The sequence below is a fragment of the Pseudomonas sp. NPDC007930 genome (assembly GCF_042958985.1).
Taxonomy (GTDB): domain Bacteria; phylum Pseudomonadota; class Gammaproteobacteria; order Pseudomonadales; family Pseudomonadaceae; genus Aquipseudomonas.
The window spans coordinates 1-15,153 of record NZ_JBIBKC010000033.1 but is presented as its reverse complement, the minus strand read 5'-3'; the positions used below and the strand labels follow the sequence as shown (position 1 = coordinate 15,153).

The 15,153-nt window shown below is 66.5% G+C and carries 16 protein-coding genes; 11 read left to right on the top strand and 5 right to left on the bottom strand.

All coding sequences use genetic code 11. The features are described from left to right. Positions 1 to 358 precede the first annotated feature (358 nt). The 4 genes from argE to ACFZCE_RS26930 are packed head-to-tail and all read right to left on the bottom strand — an operon-like array spanning position 359 to position 3,922. A complete protein-coding gene (gene argE, locus ACFZCE_RS26945; protein WP_390943607.1) occupies positions 359 to 1,513 on the bottom strand; it encodes an acetylornithine deacetylase in 1,155 nt (384 codons plus the stop codon). Next, positions 1,506 to 2,180 carry a DUF1028 domain-containing protein gene (locus ACFZCE_RS26940; protein WP_390943606.1) on the bottom strand — a complete coding sequence of 225 codons (675 nt, stop codon included), beginning with the start codon at positions 2,178 to 2,180 and terminating at the stop codon, positions 1,506 to 1,508. The genes argE and ACFZCE_RS26940 overlap by 8 nt, the downstream gene beginning before the upstream one ends. Positions 2,181 to 2,189: 9 nt before the next feature. Next, positions 2,190 to 2,621: a Rid family hydrolase gene (locus tag ACFZCE_RS26935; RefSeq protein WP_390943605.1), complete on the bottom strand. Its 432-nt coding sequence runs from the start codon at positions 2,619 to 2,621 to the stop codon at positions 2,190 to 2,192. Positions 2,622 to 2,644: 23 nt separating this feature from the next. Continuing rightward, positions 2,645 to 3,922 carry an NAD(P)-binding domain-containing protein gene (locus ACFZCE_RS26930; RefSeq protein WP_390943604.1) on the bottom strand — a complete coding sequence of 426 codons (1,278 nt, stop codon included), beginning with the start codon at positions 3,920 to 3,922 and terminating at the stop codon, positions 2,645 to 2,647. A gap of 258 nt (positions 3,923 to 4,180) precedes the next feature. On the opposite strand from ACFZCE_RS26930, the gene ACFZCE_RS26925 reads away from it, so the two are divergent. Beyond that, complete coding sequence (locus ACFZCE_RS26925; protein ID WP_390943603.1) at positions 4,181 to 4,600, top strand: DoxX family membrane protein; 420 nt, start codon at positions 4,181 to 4,183, stop codon at positions 4,598 to 4,600. 214 nt (positions 4,601 to 4,814) lie between these two features. Here the strand turns inward: ACFZCE_RS26925 and ACFZCE_RS26920 are convergent, their stop codons facing one another. Further along, positions 4,815 to 6,152: an OprD family outer membrane porin gene (locus tag ACFZCE_RS26920; protein ID WP_390943602.1), complete on the bottom strand. Its 1,338-nt coding sequence runs from the start codon at positions 6,150 to 6,152 to the stop codon at positions 4,815 to 4,817. Positions 6,153 to 6,490: 338 nt separating this feature from the next. Between ACFZCE_RS26920 and accB the strand changes: the two genes are divergently transcribed. The 10 genes from accB (at position 6,491) to ACFZCE_RS26870 (ending at position 14,865) form a co-directional block, all read left to right on the top strand. After that, complete coding sequence (gene accB, locus ACFZCE_RS26915) at positions 6,491 to 6,958, top strand: acetyl-CoA carboxylase biotin carboxyl carrier protein (protein ID WP_390943601.1); 468 nt, start codon at positions 6,491 to 6,493, stop codon at positions 6,956 to 6,958. 3 nt (positions 6,959 to 6,961) lie between these two features. Next, complete coding sequence (gene accC / locus ACFZCE_RS26910) at positions 6,962 to 8,317, top strand: acetyl-CoA carboxylase biotin carboxylase subunit (protein WP_390943600.1); 1,356 nt, start codon at positions 6,962 to 6,964, stop codon at positions 8,315 to 8,317. Between the two features lie 2 nt (positions 8,318 to 8,319). Then, positions 8,320 to 8,736, top strand: coding sequence for a hypothetical protein (locus tag ACFZCE_RS26905; RefSeq protein WP_390943599.1), 417 nt, complete (start codon positions 8,320 to 8,322; stop codon positions 8,734 to 8,736). A 4-nt stretch (positions 8,737 to 8,740) separates the two neighbouring features. Beyond that, positions 8,741 to 9,508: a 5-oxoprolinase subunit PxpA gene (locus ACFZCE_RS26900; RefSeq protein WP_390943598.1), complete on the top strand. Its 768-nt coding sequence runs from the start codon at positions 8,741 to 8,743 to the stop codon at positions 9,506 to 9,508. Between the two features lie 145 nt (positions 9,509 to 9,653). After that, the gene (locus tag ACFZCE_RS26895) at positions 9,654 to 10,397 is read left to right on the top strand and encodes an SDR family NAD(P)-dependent oxidoreductase (RefSeq protein WP_390943597.1); all 744 of its coding nucleotides are present in this window, start codon (positions 9,654 to 9,656) and stop codon (positions 10,395 to 10,397) included. A 96-nt stretch (positions 10,398 to 10,493) separates the two neighbouring features. Further along, a complete protein-coding gene (locus ACFZCE_RS26890) occupies positions 10,494 to 11,195 on the top strand; it encodes an ABC transporter permease subunit (RefSeq protein ID WP_390943609.1) in 702 nt (233 codons plus the stop codon). Positions 11,196 to 11,201: 6 nt separating this feature from the next. Further along, on the top strand, positions 11,202 to 11,957 hold the full coding sequence (locus ACFZCE_RS26885; RefSeq protein WP_390943596.1) for an ABC transporter permease subunit: 756 nt from the start codon (positions 11,202 to 11,204) through the stop codon (positions 11,955 to 11,957). Between the two features lie 14 nt (positions 11,958 to 11,971). After that, entirely contained in the window at positions 11,972 to 12,700 is a 729-nt protein-coding gene (locus tag ACFZCE_RS26880; RefSeq protein WP_390943608.1) for an ATP-binding cassette domain-containing protein, read from the top strand. A 68-nt stretch (positions 12,701 to 12,768) separates the two neighbouring features. Next, positions 12,769 to 13,602 carry a transporter substrate-binding domain-containing protein gene (locus tag ACFZCE_RS26875; RefSeq protein WP_390943595.1) on the top strand — a complete coding sequence of 278 codons (834 nt, stop codon included), beginning with the start codon at positions 12,769 to 12,771 and terminating at the stop codon, positions 13,600 to 13,602. A 60-nt stretch (positions 13,603 to 13,662) separates the two neighbouring features. Beyond that, a complete protein-coding gene (locus tag ACFZCE_RS26870; RefSeq protein ID WP_390943594.1) occupies positions 13,663 to 14,865 on the top strand; it encodes an aminotransferase class I/II-fold pyridoxal phosphate-dependent enzyme in 1,203 nt (400 codons plus the stop codon). Positions 14,866 to 15,153: the final 288 nt, after the last annotated feature.

Genomic DNA, 15,153 nt, shown 5'->3' with positions numbered 1-15,153 from the left:
ATTGGCCAGGGATGGCCCTTCGCCGCGGGCCCCTGGAGCGGCGCCGGAGCGAGGGAACCCCCGCCGTAGGCGGGGCCGGACGATTGAGCGCAATGCCTTTTGGTTACTTTTGGGCGAAACCAAAAGTAACCCGCCGTAAAAGGCGGAAGGTGAGGTGATGTCGCCACAGGAAACGGATCAGCTCACTTACTCAAAACCATAGAATCTCCCACGGGTTCTGTGTTTCCCCGTAAATCAAGCACTTACACAAACCTGGTGGGAGGCCGTGGTCCGGCACTCCGGCTGTGCCGGGCGAAGGGCCAGTCAGGCCATGCGCGCAGTAACACCACCTAGAGAAAATCAGGGCCCTGCCCCCCCTTCAAGCCTGCAGATACGCCGCCAACCGCGCCAGCATCTGGTCACACCCCGCCAGCTGTTCCAGGCTGACGAACTCATCCGGCTTGTGCCCCTGGTCCATGCTGCCCGGCCCGCACACCACGGTGGGGATGCCGGCTTCATCGAACAGCCCGCCCTCGGTGCCAAAGGCCACGGTGCCGAAATCCTCGGAGCCACTGAGCAGCGCCAGCAGCCGCGCCGCGTCACTGTCGGCGGCAGTGGCCAGTGGCGGGTAGGCGCTCAAGGCTTCGAAGCCAATCCCGGTATCGGCCTGCACCGCGTGCATCGCCGGCAACAGCTCAGCGCTGGCGTAGGCCTGCAGTTGCTCGGCCACGCTGCCGGCGTCGAAGCCGGGCAAGGCGCGCACTTCGAAGTCGAAGGTGCATTCAGCCGGCACGATGTTCAGCGCCCGGCCGCCGTGGATCACCCCGGTTTGCACGGTGGAGAACGGCGGGTCGAAGCGCGTGTCGTGGTGCTCCACCCGGCGCAGCACACTGCCGATCTCACCGAGCTTGCCGATCAGCCGCGCGGCGTACTCGATGGCGTTTACCCCATAGGGCGCGTAGGCCGAGTGGCAGGCGGCGCCGCGCACATTGCAGCGCATCGCCAGCTTGCCCTTGTGGCCCAGCACCGGCTTGAGCTCGGTGGGCTCGCCGATCAGGCACAGCGCCGGCTTGTGCGGGCGTTGGCCCAGGGCTTCGAGCATCGGCCGCACGCCCAGGCAACCGACTTCTTCGTCGTAGGAAAACGCCAGGTGCACCGGCACCCGCAGCGGCTTGGCCAGCAGCGCCGGCACGGCGGCCAGCACGCAGGCGATAAAGCCTTTCATGTCGGCGGTGCCGCGGCCGTACAGGCGGCCCTCGTGCTCGCGCAGCACGAACGGGTCGCTGCTCCAGGCCTGGCCATCGGTGGGCACCACGTCGGTATGCCCAGACAACACAATGCCGCCACTGCCCGGCGTGCCGAGGGTGGCGAACAGGTTGGCCTTGGTGCGTTCGGGGTTGTAGAACAGCTCGCTCTCAACCCCCAGCCCAGCCAGGTATTGCTGGATGAACGCGATCAGCGCCAGGTTCGAGTCGCGGCTGACGGTGGCAAAGCCGACCAGCCGCTCGAGCAGCGCGCGGCTGCTCTCACTCATCGCCCGGCACCCCGTAGCTGGGCGCCGCGGTGGGGTTCAGGGCGCGGGTTACGTAGTCCTGCATCTGCGGCTGGTAGGCGCGCCAGAGGCCGGCCAGTTGGCCGATCGGGTCTTCGTCGGCCCAGTCGACGCGCAGGTCGACCAGCGGCCAGATCAGATCATCGACCACCTTCAGCGCCGCCGAATGCACCGGCCCGGCCTCGCCGCCGGCCGCCATCGCCGCCGCCATCGCCGCCAGCAGGCGCTCGGCGAGCACCCCGGGGGCCTGTTCGAAGGCCTGCACCATGGCGTCGATCACGTGCTGGCCAGCGAGCATGTTGCCGGCCGCCACGCACTGCTCACCGGCCACCGCGTGGTGGGTACCCAGCGCCTGGCTGCCGGTGAAAAACGCCGTGCGGCCGCTGCCGTCGATCACCGTGACCTGGCGGTACTGGCTCCAGCCGTTGGCGCTCAGCGCCTGGTCCATGGCCGCGGCCGGTTCATGCTGCTGTTCGAGCAGGTCGAGAATCTGCGGGCCAAGGGCCGGCAGGGTCACGTTCTGCGAGGCCACCGCGCCAACCCCAGCGCGCACCCACGGGCAACGCGCGCCCACGGCAATGCTCGAGGAACTGATGGCGATGCCCAACTGGCCGGTTTCGGCGCAGCGGCCGACGATCGAAAAGGTCATGGTCGCTCCTTAGGCCTGGGCGGCTTGCCAGTCGTCCGGGATCACCGCGATCACGTCGATTTCCATCAGCCACTGCGGCTGGCCGAGGGCCGACACGCAGATACCGGTGGAGATCGGGAACACGCCCTTGAGCCACTTGCCCACCTCCTGGTACACCGGCTCGCGGTAGCGCGGGTCGATCAGGTAGGTGGTGGTCTTGACGATGTGCGAGAGGTCGCTGCCGGCTTCTTCGAGCAGTTGCTTGACGTTCTTCATGGCTTGCTCGGCCTGCGCGCGAGGGTCGCCCAGGCCCACCAGGTTACCCTCGAAGTCGGTGCCGATCTGGCCGCGCACGTACACGGTGTTGCCGGCACGCACGGCCTGGCAGAGGTCGTTGTCCAGGCTCTGGTTGGGGTAGGTGTCTTTGGTGTTGAACATGCGGATGCGGGTATGGGTGGGCATCGGTGCGCTCTCGGGTCGGGGGTTCAACGGTGGGCCGCGCGTTGGGCGGCGTCTTGGTAAGCCAGGTAATTGCGTTGCTTGCTGATGTGGTCGGCGACGTGCTTGGCATCGTGCCATACGCCCCAGATGAACGCCGAACCACGCCGCGCCAGCCAGGGTAAACCGAGGAAGTACACCCCCGGCTCGCTCGACACACCGCGCTGGTGGCGCGGTTTGCCGGCCTCGTTGAAGGCATCGACCTTCAACCAACTGTAGTCAGCCGAGTAACCGGTGGCCCAGATGATCGTGCTGACCCCGGCGGCGGCCAGGTCCAGCTCGGCCAACGGCTCGCGCAGGCAGGCGGGGTCTGGGTAGCTGGCGCGGGCTTCGGGTTCTTCGGGCAGGTCCAGGCCGTTGCGGGCGATGTAGGCATCGGCGGCATCGAGCACGGCCAGGTAGTTGGCGTCGCCCTGGGCGATGTTTTCCGCCAGGTCGGGCTGGAAGCTCACCAGGTTGCCGGCGAAGGCGCGGGTCACGCCGACCAGGGTCACGCCTTGCTGGGCCAGGGCACGGAAGTCGATGGTCTGGCCGCCACGGGCACCGCTCACGGCGATGGTCACGTGGGCTTTGCCCGGCCGCGCGGTTTCGGCATCCCACTCGCCGAGCACGCCCAGCCACCAGCAGAAGTCGCGGTTCCGGTAGCGGCGCGGTGGGCGGTCGTGCGGGCCCACCGACAGGTACACCTGGCGGCCGGCGCGCTGCAGCTCATCGGCGATCTGCACCCCCGAGGAGCCGGCGCCCACCACCAGCACGGCGCCGTCGGGCAGCTGTTGCGGGTTGCGGTAGGCGGCCGAGTGAATTTGCAGCAAGGCTTCGCTGCGCGGGGCGATCGGCGGGATCACCGGGGTTTGGAAGGGGCCGGTGGCAACCACCACGCGCTGGGCGTCGAACACCCCGGCGCTGGTATGCACGGTGAAGCCCGGGCGGCCTTCATTGCGCAGCACCGAGGTGACCTCGACGCCGGTGCGCACCGGGGCCTGGTATTTGTCGGCGTAGGCTTCGAAGTAGGCCGCCACGCGGTCTTTGCCGGCAAAGCCGTCAGGGTCGACGTCGTCGAATTCCAGCCCCGGGAAGCGGTCGTGCCAGGCCGGGCCGTTGGCGACCAGCGAATCCCAGCGGCCGCTGCGCCAGCTTTCGGCGATGCGGCTGCGCTCCAGCACCAGGTGCGGCACGCCCTGGGCGCTCAAGTGTTCGCTGATGGCAATGCCGGCTTGCCCGGCGCCGACGACCAAGGTGTCGATCTGTGTGGTTGTTGCTGTCATGGCTGTGCCCTTTGCTGGTGCCCTGAGGTCATGGGCCCATTGTGTGGATCAGCCGGGTTTGGCGAAATTATGATTTTTGTAGTCGCTGCTGAGGAAAAACCTTATGGGCAGCAGAACTGTCCCTAAAATCGAATCAATATTTTGCAAATTTGGCTAATTGTCTCTGTTCAAGCGCAACCGCAGAATGGCCCCCATACCGAGCGCATCCAATGACCTTCGGTATAGCCAACCCTTGAACCGTTAAGAGAGCCACACACCATGAACTCCACCACCCAAGCCTTCACCGCTTCGCTCGGTCGCCTGCTACTGGCCGCGCTGTTCCTGCTCAGCGGCGCCGCCAAGCTCGGCGCGCCAGCCGGCACCCTGGCCTACATCGCCGCCAGCGGCATGCCCTTCCCCACCCTTGGCTACCTCGGCGCGCTGGGCGTGGAACTGGGCCTGGCCAGCCTGCTGGTGCTGGGCTTGGCCACCCGCTGGGTGGCACTGGCGATGGCCGCCTTTGCGGTGGTTACCGCGTTGATCTTCCACAGTGGCCTGGGCGACCAGAACCAGTTCATTCAGTTCTTCAAGAACATCGCCATTGCCGGCGGCCTGTTGCAGGTGGCCGCGTTCGGCGGCGGCCGCTGGAGCGTGGACGGCTGGCTGGTGCAGCGCCGCCAGGGGGTGGTGGTGCGTTGAGGGGTTGGGGAGGCCTGACTGGCCCTTCGCCCGGCACAGCCGGCCTCCCACCAGATTTGTGTAAGCCAGTGATTTACGCAGCAATACACAACCCGTGGGAGGCCGGCTGTGCCGGGCGATGGGCCCTGAAGCCCACAAAAAAAACGGCGCAAGGTCACCCTTGCGCCGCCAATGCACAGCCCGCACAGGCTGCGCCAAGGAGCCTCCAGCGGAGTCAGAACAGGTTGATCGGGTAGTCGATGATCACCCGGTATTCGTCGGTGTCGCGTTGCATGTCGGTGCGGAAGATGCCGTAGCGCAGGGCGGTGCTCAGGCCTTTGGCCGGGCCGCTTTGCACCACGTAGGCCAGGGTCATGTCGCGGGCCCATTCCTTCTTGTCACCGGTGGCGGTCTTGATGTGGTCGCCGTTGTAGTAGTTGGTCTTGAAGGTCAGCCCGGGTACGCCAACGCTGGCGAAGTCGTACAGGTAACGCAACTGCCAGGAGCGCTCGCCGGCGCGCTGGAACTTGCCAGACATCGTTTCGGTGATGAAGTAACTGGTGGTGCCGGCGCCTTCGTTGACCCACACCGCGTCGCTGTCACCGTTGACTTGCTGGTAACCCGCCGACAACGAATGCGCGCCCAGCGCATAGGTAAACAACACACTGCTCAGGCGGCTGTCGACTTCACCGCGGGTGCGGCCGTTGCCGTAATAACCGGTGCTGTAGTAGTCCGGGTCATGGCTGTTGGCGCCGTCCGAGCTGTTATTGTAATAACGCACATCGGTGGTCAACCGGCCTGGGCCGAGGTTAAACCCGTATACCGCACCGAGAAAGTGCTGCTTGTAGAAGTCCTGCAAGTTGGCGTAGTAGTACTGCAGGAGCAAGTCTGCATTCACTTTGTACTTGCCGCCGGCGTACAGGAACTCATTCACGTGGGTGCTGCGGGTGGTGTTCACGGTCGGGTTGAGCGGGTCGACGGTGGCGTTCGAACCGGCGATCGACAGGCCTTCCCAGTCGGTCGAACCGCGTTCCTTGACGTGGTCGATGCGCCCGGCGGTGAGGGTCAGGTTATCGATGTCCTTGGACTCGACCTGGAACCCGTTGAAGGTCTGAAACACCAGCCGGTCACTGGCGAACAGCACCGGCAGCTGGGGTTGCAGGGTACCGTAGCGGAACTCGGTCTTGCCGATCCGGGCCTTCAGCGTAGGGCCCAGGCTGGCGAAATCGTCGACCGCGCGGCCGTCGCTGTCGGTGGGGAAGATGTTGCCGTTGCTGGCGGTACTGGTGGGGTTGTAGTGGCGCCCCTTGCCCGAGTCCAGGCGCAGGCCGAACATGCCCACGGCGTCGACGCCAAAGCCCACCGGGCCCTGGGTGAAGCCCGAAGTGTAGTTGAGCACGAAGCCCTGGCCCCACTCTTGGGTGTAGTTCGGGTTGGCCGCGCCGTCGCGGTTATCGGCATTACTGTAAAAGTTACGCAGCAACAGTGTTGCATGGCTGTCATCGACAAACCCGGCGGCATAACTGCCGTGTGCCATGCACACGCCCAGTACGCCCAACGCATACTTCTTCATCGCAAGTTCCCCAGCGCCCAATATTAGTAGAGTTCGATATTGGCAGGCTGCCCCATGTGCAGCGAAACAAGAAAGGTTAAAACCGCCGCCGAGTGTTTTCCCGAACTTCGCCGGGTAGGTTCAAGCGGTGTTTACACGCTACGCAGGTCACTCGGCACGGCGTTAAGACAAGATTCTTCTGGTTGGATAGGTAACGCTTATGACCCAGCGCCCGCGCGCTGGTCATAAGCCGGGCTTATCGCACCACGCATAAAGCCTCTTGGCGCCCGGCGGCGCGGGCTCGTTACAGTTCGGCCATTCCCGCCACTGGCGCACGCCGTTGTCAAAGGGCCCTGCACATGGACCAACGCCGCATCAAAGAACTGATCGACCTGCTCGGGGCGTCAGACCTCACCGAACTCACCCTGAGCGAAGGCGGCAGCACGCTGGCCCTGGCCCGCCACGGCGGCGCCAGCCAGGCCACGCCAGCGCCAGCGCCAGCGCCAGCGCCCGCCCCAGCCCCAGCCCAGCCGGCGCCACAGGCTGCCGCGCCCGCGGCCAGCCCAGCCGCCGCCAGCACCCAAGCCACTGAAGTGTGCTCACCGCTGTACGGCATCCTGCACCTCACCCCCTCGCCGGGCGAACCCCCCTTCGTGACCGTGGGCAGCACGGTGCAGGCCGGGCAAACCCTGTGCATCGTCGAGGCGATGAAAATGTTCCATCAGGTCAAGGCCAGCGCCGCCGGCACCGTGCAGGCCCTGCTGGCCGAGGCCGGGCAGGAAGTCGAAAGCGGCCAGCCGCTGTTTCGCCTGGGCGAGGGCCAGTAAGCCATGTTCGAACGTGTACTGATCGCCAACCGCGGCGAAATCGCCCTGCGCATCCAGCGCGCCTGCCACCAACTGGGCCTGAAAACGGTCATGGTCTACTCCCAGGGCGACGCCGGCGCCGCCTACCTGGCCCACGCTGACCAAGCCCTGTGCATCGGCCCGGCGGCGCCGGGGCAGAGCTACCTCGACCGCAACGCCATCCTCTATGCCGCCCAGGCCAGTGGCGCCCAAGCGGTACACCCCGGCTATGGCTTTCTCTCGGAAAACGCCGCCTTCAGCCAGGCAGTGAGCGACGCCGGGTTGGCCTTTATCGGCCCCAACGCGGCCTGCATCCGCCGCATGGGCGACAAGGTCGCGGCCAAGCAGGCCATGCGTGAAGCCGGCGTGCCCTGTGTGCCCGGCCCGCAAGGCGCGCTGCCCGAAGACCGCGAGCTGATCGAGGGCGCCGCCGCCGAGATTGGCTACCCGGTGATCATCAAGGCCGCCGGCGGCGGCGGCGGGCGTGGCATGCGCGTGGTGCACAGCGCCGATGAACTGCTGCAAGCGGTCAGCGTGACCCGCGAAGAAGCCCGCCGCGCCTTTGGCAACCCCGAACTGTACATGGAGAAATTCCTCGGCCACCCGCGCCATGTGGAAATCCAGGTGCTCTGCGACAGCCACGGCAACGGCGTATGGCTGGGCAGCCGCGATTGCTCGCTGCAGCGCCGCCACCAGAAGGTCCTCGAAGAGGCCCCGGCGCCGGGCATCGACCCGGCCGCCCTGGCCAAGGTCGGCCAGCGCTGCGTCGATGCCTGCCACCTGATCGGCTACCAGGGCGTGGGTACTTTTGAATTCCTCTATGAAGACGGCGAGTTCTACTTCATTGAAATGAACACCCGCCTGCAGGTAGAGCACCCGGTCACCGAGATGACCACCGGCATCGACATCGTCGAGCAGCAACTGCGGGTGGCCATGGGCGAGCCGCTGGCGCTGCGCCAGGCCGACATCCTGACCCAGGGCCATGCCCTGGAGTGCCGGATCAACGCCGAACACCCGGCCACGTTCATCCCCACCCCTGGCAGCGTGACCCGCTGGGACCTGCCCGGCGGCCTCGGCGTGCGCGTCGACACCCACGTGGTGGCGGGCTACAAGGTGCCGCCGTACTACGACTCGATGATCGCCAAAGTGATCACCCACGGCGCCACCCGCGAGCAGGCCATGGCGCGCATGCGCACGGCGCTGGCGCAGTTCCACGTGGAGGGGGTGAGCACCAACCTGCCGCTGCACCGGCAGATCCTCCAGGACCCGGCCTTTACCGCCGGCGCCGTCGACATTCACCATCTCGAGCGCTGGCTGAGCAGCCGCCAGGCAGGGAACTGACCATGCACATCGACAAGATCCGCCAGCTCGCCAGTTGGATGGCCGCCGCCAACCTGAGCCAGCTGGAACTGCGCAGCGAAGGCTTCGACATTCGCCTGGTGCGCCCGCTGGGCAGCGCCCCGGCGCACCCGGCCAGCGCCGGGGCAGTGGCCGCCGCCGCCGCACCCGCAGCCGCCCCGGCGGTGGCCGCCATGGCCACCTTCTGCGGCCACTTCCATGCCCGCCACCCCTCGCGCACCCAGGCCCAGGCCAGCCCTGGCCAGGCGCTGGCGGTGGGCGATGTGGTCGGGGTGATCGCCGTCGGCGGCCTGCTGCTGCCGGTGACCGTACACACTGCCGGCAACGCCGGCGCCTACCTGGTCGAAGACGGCCAGTTGGTAGACTACGCCACGCCACTGCTGGCCCTGGCGGGAGACTGAACCGATGAAGATCGACCTCAACGCAGACCTCGGCGAAGGCTTCGGCGCCTGGACCATGGGCGAAGACGAAGCGCTGATGAGCATCATCTCGTCGGCCAACGTGGCCTGTGGCTTCCATGCCGGCGACCCGCTGATCATGGACCGCACCACCCGCCTGGCGCTGGCCAAGGGCATCGACCTCGGCGGCCACGTCGGCTACCCAGACCTGCTCGGCTTTGGCCGCCGGCCCATGCAGATCGACACCTACGAGCTGCAAACCTACGTGGTCTACCAGCTCGGCGCGCTGGCCGGGATGGCCCAGGTGGCCGGCCACCGGCTGACCCACATGAGCTTCCACGGCGCCCTGGGCAACCGCGTGGCGGCCGACGCCGAGCTGGCCATGGCGCTGCTCGGCGCGGTGAAAGCCTTCGACCCGGCGCTGATCGTCAGCTCGTCGACCAGCGTGGCCATGGAGCGCGCCGCCGAGCACCACGGCCTGCGCATCGCCAGCACCTTCCTCGCCGACCGCGCCTATGACAAGCACGGCCTGCTGGTGCCCCGGGCGCTGCCCGACTCGGTGATCAAGGCGCCAGAGCGAGTGCGTGAGCGCGTGCGGCAGTTTCTCGATCACGGTACGGTGACCTGCTACAGCGGCGAGGTGATCCCGGTGCCGGCCTGTTCGATCCTGCTGCACGGCGACAACGCCAACGCCCTGGAGCTGGCCCGGAGCATTCGCGCCGAGATCGAACAGGGCGGCGGGCAGATCGTCCCGATTTCCCGCCTGGTAGGCTGAAACCCTTGAACGATGCGGGCTGTGGGGGCATAAGAAAGCCTTATCGCCCAACAGCCAAATGGTCTTGGCGCCCCCACGGGCAGCTCTTTAGAGTCATAGCCAAGGCCACCCAGTGCCACTGAATTTTTGATAAGGACCCCCGCCCATGCCATTTTCCGATTACACCACCGCGCTGGTCACCGGCGCGTCGTCCGGCATCGGCGCCGCCACCGTCGAGCGCCTGTGCCAGGAAGGCATCAAGGTCCATGCGCTGGCGCGCAGCGCCGACAAGCTGGCCGAACTCGCCGCGCGCACCGGCTGCATCGTCCACGCCGTGGATGTGGCCGACCTGGCGGCGGTCACCCGCGTGGTCGAGGGCCTGGAGGTCGACATCCTGGTGAACAACGCCGGTGTCGACCGCCCCGGTTCGATCCTCAACGCCACCGCCGACGGCATCGACGCGCTGATCGACGTCAACCTGCGCGCGGTGCTGCACCTCACCCGCCTGCTGGTGCCGGGCATGGTCGCCCGTGATCGCGGCCACGTGATCAACATCAGCTCGATCGCCGCGGCCTACAACTTCGGCGGCAACAGCACCTACCACGCCACCAAGGCGGCGGTGAGCATGCTCTCGCGCAACCTGCGCATCGACGTGTTCGGCAAGCGCGTGCGGGTCACCGAAATCTGCCCCGGCCGCGTCGCCACGGACATCTTCGAGCACGTGCACGGCAATGCCGCCGAGACCCGCGCCAAGTTCATCGAGGGCTTTGAGCTGCCGGTGGCGGCCGACATCGCCGGGGCGATCGCTTTTGCCATCGCCGCGCCGGTGAGCATGAACGTGGGCCATATGGAAATCACCCCCACCCTGCAAGTGCCCGGCGGGCTGCAAACCACTCGCCCGCAAGCCTGACCCCTTTCGCCGGACAAGAGCGGCCCGCCTCGCGGCGCCGCCCCCCCCACCGGCTCGGAAACACTGCTGCCCTCTGGACCCGACAGGGTGACCACTATGATGAAAGACTTCGACCTGGGGCCGATCCTCACCGGTGAATATGCCCGGCTGATGCTTCAAGGCGCGGGGCTGACCCTGCAACTGATGCTCTACGCCTGGCTGCTGGCCATGGCGCTGGCCTTCCTGCTGGTGGTGGTGCGCCTGACCCACAAGCCCCTGGCCGAGCGCCTGGTGGCCGGCTATGTGAGCTACCACCGCAACGTGCCGACCCTGGTGCAGTTGATGCTCTGGTACTTCGGCGTGCCCACCCTGCTGCCCGAGCACGTGCAGCTGTGGCTGGCCAACTACAGCAGCGAGTTCATCTTCGCGGTGATCGCCCTGGGGCTGTGCCAGGCGGCGTATTTCTCCGAAGACCTGCGCGCCGGCCTGCGCGCCATCCCCAACGGCCAGACCGAAGCGGCCCGCGCGCTGGGCCTGGGCTACATGCGCTCGATGCGCTACGTGATCCTCCCGCAAGGGGTGCGCAACGCCCTGCCCTCGCTGATCAACCACACCGTGCTGCTGTTCAAGAACACCAGCCTGGCGATGGCCATCGGCGTGTTCGAACTCACCTACGCCACCCGCGAAGTGGAGAACTACACCTTCCGCACGTTCGAGTCTTACCTGGTCGCCACCGTCGGCTACTTGGCGGTCTCGCTGCTGCTGATGGGCCTCGGCGCGCTGATCGCGCGGCGTTTCGATCTGGCGAAGGCGAGGTAAGCGAGCATGTTCGACGTATTCAAGATCGTCCACGACAACTGGGCCCTGCTGCTGATCGGCCAGTACCCCAACGGCCCCCTGGGCGGGCTGGTGAACACCCTGGTGCTGTCGGCGCTGGCGCTGATCATCGCCTTCCCGCTGAGCATCGCCCTGGCCATCGCACGCATCTCGCCGTACCGCTGGGTGCGCCTGCCGGCCACCGTGTGGGTGTACGTGCTGCGCGGCATCCCACTGCTGATGGTGATCTTCTGGACGTACTTCCTGGTCCCGGTACTGATCGGCCACAACATCAGCGGCTTCACCACCATGCTCTGCACCCTGGTGATCTACCAGAGCGCGTACCTCAGCGAAATCGTCCGCTCGGGCATCCAGGGCCTGCCCGGTGGCCAGTTCGAAGCCTCGCGGGCCCTGGGCCTGGGCTACTGGCGCACGCTGGGCTGGGTGATCCTGCCGCAGGCGCTGTACAACGCCCTGCCGAGCCTGATCAGCCAGTTCGTCTCGATCATCAAGGAGACCACCCTGGGCTACATCATCAACGTGCAAGAGATGACCTTCGCCGCCAACCAGGTGAACAACCAGCTGCTGACCAAGCCGTTCCAGGTCTACATCATCCTGGCGATCACTTACTACTGCCTGTGCTACAGCCTGACCCGCCTGGCCCTGCACATCGAGCGGCGCATCGAGCGCAAGCGCCAGGGCAGCGCCGGCCCGGCCAGCGCCGCGGCGGCGGCACCCCTTTCTTCTTCTGAACCTTCGAGATGATCGCCATGAACCCCATGATCATGTTTGCCAACGTCGACAAATGGTACGGCGAGTATCGCGCGCTGACCGCCATCAACGCCGAGATCCGCCAAGGTGAAGTGGTGGTGGTGTGCGGCCCGTCGGGTTCGGGCAAGTCCACGCTGATCCGCACCGTCAACCGCCTGGAAGCGATCCAGGGCGGGCAGATCCTCTTCGAAGGCCACGACATCCACGGCACCGACGCCAACGTCAACCGCCTGCGCAGCCGCATCGGCTTTGTGTTCCAGAGCTTCAACCTGTTCCCGCACATGAGCGTGCTCGACAACATCGTCCTGGCGCCGACCAAGGTGCGCGGGCTCAAGGGCGCCGCGGCCAAGGCGCGGGCGATGGAGCTGCTCGACCGCGTGGGCATGGCGCACAAGGCTGGCGCCTACCCGGCGCAGTTGTCTGGCGGCCAGCAGCAGCGCGTGGCGATCGCCCGTGCGCTGGCCATGGAACCGCCGGTGATGCTGTTCGACGAGCCCACCTCCGCGCTGGACCCGGAAATGGTCGGCGAGGTGCTGCAGGTGATGCGCAGCCTGGCCAAGGACGGCATGACCATGATGTGCGTGACCCACGAGATGCACTTCGCCCGCGAAGTGGCCGACACCATCTGGTTCATGGACGCCGGGCAGATCCTCGAGCGCAGCACCCCCGAGGCGTTCTTCAGCCAACCCGAACACCCGCGGGCGCAGCGCTTCATCAGCGACCTGCGCCACCACTGAGGCGCCACAGAGCGCCGGCTCTGCCCTGAACTGCCGTTCGTTCATTACTTTTCGCGAGGAACACTTTGATGCGTATTCAGCCGGCCCGTATGGCCATGATGTTGCTCCCCCTGCTGGCCATGACCGCCCAGGCCGACCAATGGGCCGATGTCCAGGCCAAGCAAAGCCTGAGCTGCGGGGTGTACTCCGACGTACCGCCGTTCTCGGCGCCCAACCCCACCAGCCGCCAACTCGAAGGCATGGACGTGGACCTCTGCACCGCGCTGGCCAAGCACCTGGGCGTGAAGCTTGAGCTCAAGCCGCTGTCGGGCGAAGCGCGGGTGCCGGAAGTGAAGATGGGCCGGGTCGACGTGGTGATCGCCAACCTGGCCTACACCAAGACCCGCGGCCAGCAGATCCAGTTCAGCGACCCCTACTACGTGGCCAAGGAGATGCTGGTGGTGAAGGCGCCGCTGGCCGACAAACCGCGCGCGTACTTCGAAGGCAAGCGCATCAGCGCCACCAAGGGCTCCACCTCGGAGCAGTCGATCCGCATGGCCGGCGCCAACCCGGTGACCTTCCAGGACACCGGCTCCGCCTACCTGGCGGTGCAGCAGAACAAAGTGCTCGGGGTGGTCACCAACGCCATGTCGGCGCAAAAACTGGTGAGCCAGGCCAAGGCCGGTGGCGTCGAGCTGGGCATCGTCAGCGAACCGATGGCGCTGGAGCCGATCGGCGTGGGCATGCGCCTGGAAGAACCGGCCATGCTGGCGAAGGTCAACGAAGCGCTGTACGCGATGGACCAGGCCGGTGAGATCGACCAGATCTGGAACCGTTGGATCGGCCCGGACACCGAGTACAAGATGGTCCGCCAGGAGCGCACCCAGAAGCTCTCCGAGATGAAGTTCGAAGCCTTGGAATAACCCGCCCGCCAGGCCCGCGCTGGCGGTGCCTGGCCCGCCCACCCTGGAATGCCCACTGCCATGCCCGCTACCGCTGACCGCTTGAAGAACGTTTCTGTGTCCGCCTCCGTCGCGATGACCCAAAAGGCCCGCGAACTCACTGCCCAAGGGGTCAAGGTGATCAGCCTGTCCTCGGGCGAGCCGGACTTCCCCACGCCCTCCCACGCCATCGAAGCGGCCCACGCCGCGGCCCTGGGCGGCGACACCAAATACCCGGCCATCGAAGGCACCCCGGCGCTGAAAATGGCCATCCAGCGCAAGTTCAAGCGTGACAACAACCTCGACTACGCGCCCAACCAGATCCTCGTGGCCGGCGGCGGCAAACAGGTGATCTTCAACGCCATGCTGGCGACCCTGAACCCGGGCGATGAGGTGGTGATCCCCACCCCGGCGTGGATCAGCTACGCCGACATCGTCAAGTTCGCCGGCGGCGTGCCGGTGCAGGTGCCGTGCAGCCAGGCCAACAACTTCAAGCTGCAGGCCCAGGACCTCGACGCGGCGATCACCGCGAAAACCAAATGGCTGCTGCTCAACTACCCCAGCAACCCGACCGGCTCGGCCTGCTCGCGGGTAGAAATGGCAGCCATCGCCGAGGTGATGCTGCAGCACCCGAACGTGTGGATCATGACCGACGACATGTACGAGCACCTGATCTACGACGGCTTCGAGTTCTGCACCATCGCCGCGGTCGAGCCGCGCCTGTACGACCGCGTACTGACCGTGAACGGGGTGTCCAAGGCCTACGCCATGACCGGCTGGCGGATGGGCTACTGCGGCGGCCCGCAAGACCTGATCAAAGCGGTGAGCAACGTCAATACGCAGAACAGCGGCGGCGTTTGCACCCTCACCCAGGCCGCCGCCACCGCCGTGCTCAACGGCCCTCAAGGCCTGCTCGCCGAGCGCGCCGGCATCTACCAGCAGCGCCGCGACTTCGTGCTCGAGCGCCTGGCCGGCATCGACGGGCTGACCTGCCACAAGCCGGAAGGCGCGTTCTACCTGTTCCCGAACATCTCGGCGTTCATCGGCCGCACCACCGCCGGCGGGCGTAAAATCAGCAGCGACACCGATTTTTGCCTGGCGCTGATGGACGAACACCACGTCGCCACCGTGCAGGGCGCGGCCTACGGCTTGAGCCCGTACGTGCGGCTGAGCTACGCCACCAGCCTGCAGGTGCTGGGCGAGGGGTGCGAGCGGATTGCCGAGTTCTGCAAGGGTATGCGCTAAGGCCACCGGCCCTTCGCCCGGCACAGCCGGCCCCCACGGGTTCTGTGTTGCCCTAGAAATCAGGGACCACACAAAACTGGTGGAAGAGTCTATGGTTTTGAGCCAGTGAGCTGATCCATTATGGGTGGAGACACCACTTCACCTTTCCGCCTTTACGGCGTCCTACTTTTCTTCCGGGAAAAGTAGGCAAAACCATTGCGCTCAATCGTCCGGCCCCCGCCTACGGCGGGGGTTCCCTCGCTCCGGCGCCGCTCCAGGGGCCCGCGGCGAAGGGCCATCCCTGGCCAA

Bases quoted from the DNA above. Each gene is read 5' to 3' on its own strand.
- ACFZCE_RS26935 (WP_390943605.1), bottom strand. From the start codon at position 2,621: ATGCCCACCCATACCCGCATCCGCATGTTCAACACCAAAGACACCTAC.
- ACFZCE_RS26880 (WP_390943608.1), top strand. From the start codon at position 11,972: ATGATCATGTTTGCCAACGTCGACAAATGGTACGGCGAGTATCGCGCG.
- ACFZCE_RS26895 (WP_390943597.1), top strand. From the start codon at position 9,654: ATGCCATTTTCCGATTACACCACCGCGCTGGTCACCGGCGCGTCGTCC.
- ACFZCE_RS26870 (WP_390943594.1), top strand. From the start codon at position 13,663: ATGCCCGCTACCGCTGACCGCTTGAAGAACGTTTCTGTGTCCGCCTCC.
- ACFZCE_RS26925 (WP_390943603.1), top strand. From the start codon at position 4,181: ATGAACTCCACCACCCAAGCCTTCACCGCTTCGCTCGGTCGCCTGCTA.
- ACFZCE_RS26930 (WP_390943604.1), bottom strand. From the start codon at position 3,922: ATGACAGCAACAACCACACAGATCGACACCTTGGTCGTCGGCGCCGGG.
- ACFZCE_RS26875 (WP_390943595.1), top strand. From the start codon at position 12,769: ATGCGTATTCAGCCGGCCCGTATGGCCATGATGTTGCTCCCCCTGCTG.
- accB (WP_390943601.1), top strand. From the start codon at position 6,491: ATGGACCAACGCCGCATCAAAGAACTGATCGACCTGCTCGGGGCGTCA.
- ACFZCE_RS26905 (WP_390943599.1), top strand. From the start codon at position 8,320: ATGCACATCGACAAGATCCGCCAGCTCGCCAGTTGGATGGCCGCCGCC.
- argE (WP_390943607.1), bottom strand. From the start codon at position 1,513: ATGAGTGAGAGCAGCCGCGCGCTGCTCGAGCGGCTGGTCGGCTTTGCC.
- accC (WP_390943600.1), top strand. From the start codon at position 6,962: ATGTTCGAACGTGTACTGATCGCCAACCGCGGCGAAATCGCCCTGCGC.
- ACFZCE_RS26890 (WP_390943609.1), top strand. From the start codon at position 10,494: ATGATGAAAGACTTCGACCTGGGGCCGATCCTCACCGGTGAATATGCC.
- ACFZCE_RS26920 (WP_390943602.1), bottom strand. From the start codon at position 6,152: ATGAAGAAGTATGCGTTGGGCGTACTGGGCGTGTGCATGGCACACGGC.
- ACFZCE_RS26900 (WP_390943598.1), top strand. From the start codon at position 8,741: ATGAAGATCGACCTCAACGCAGACCTCGGCGAAGGCTTCGGCGCCTGG.
- ACFZCE_RS26885 (WP_390943596.1), top strand. From the start codon at position 11,202: ATGTTCGACGTATTCAAGATCGTCCACGACAACTGGGCCCTGCTGCTG.
- ACFZCE_RS26940 (WP_390943606.1), bottom strand. From the start codon at position 2,180: ATGACCTTTTCGATCGTCGGCCGCTGCGCCGAAACCGGCCAGTTGGGC.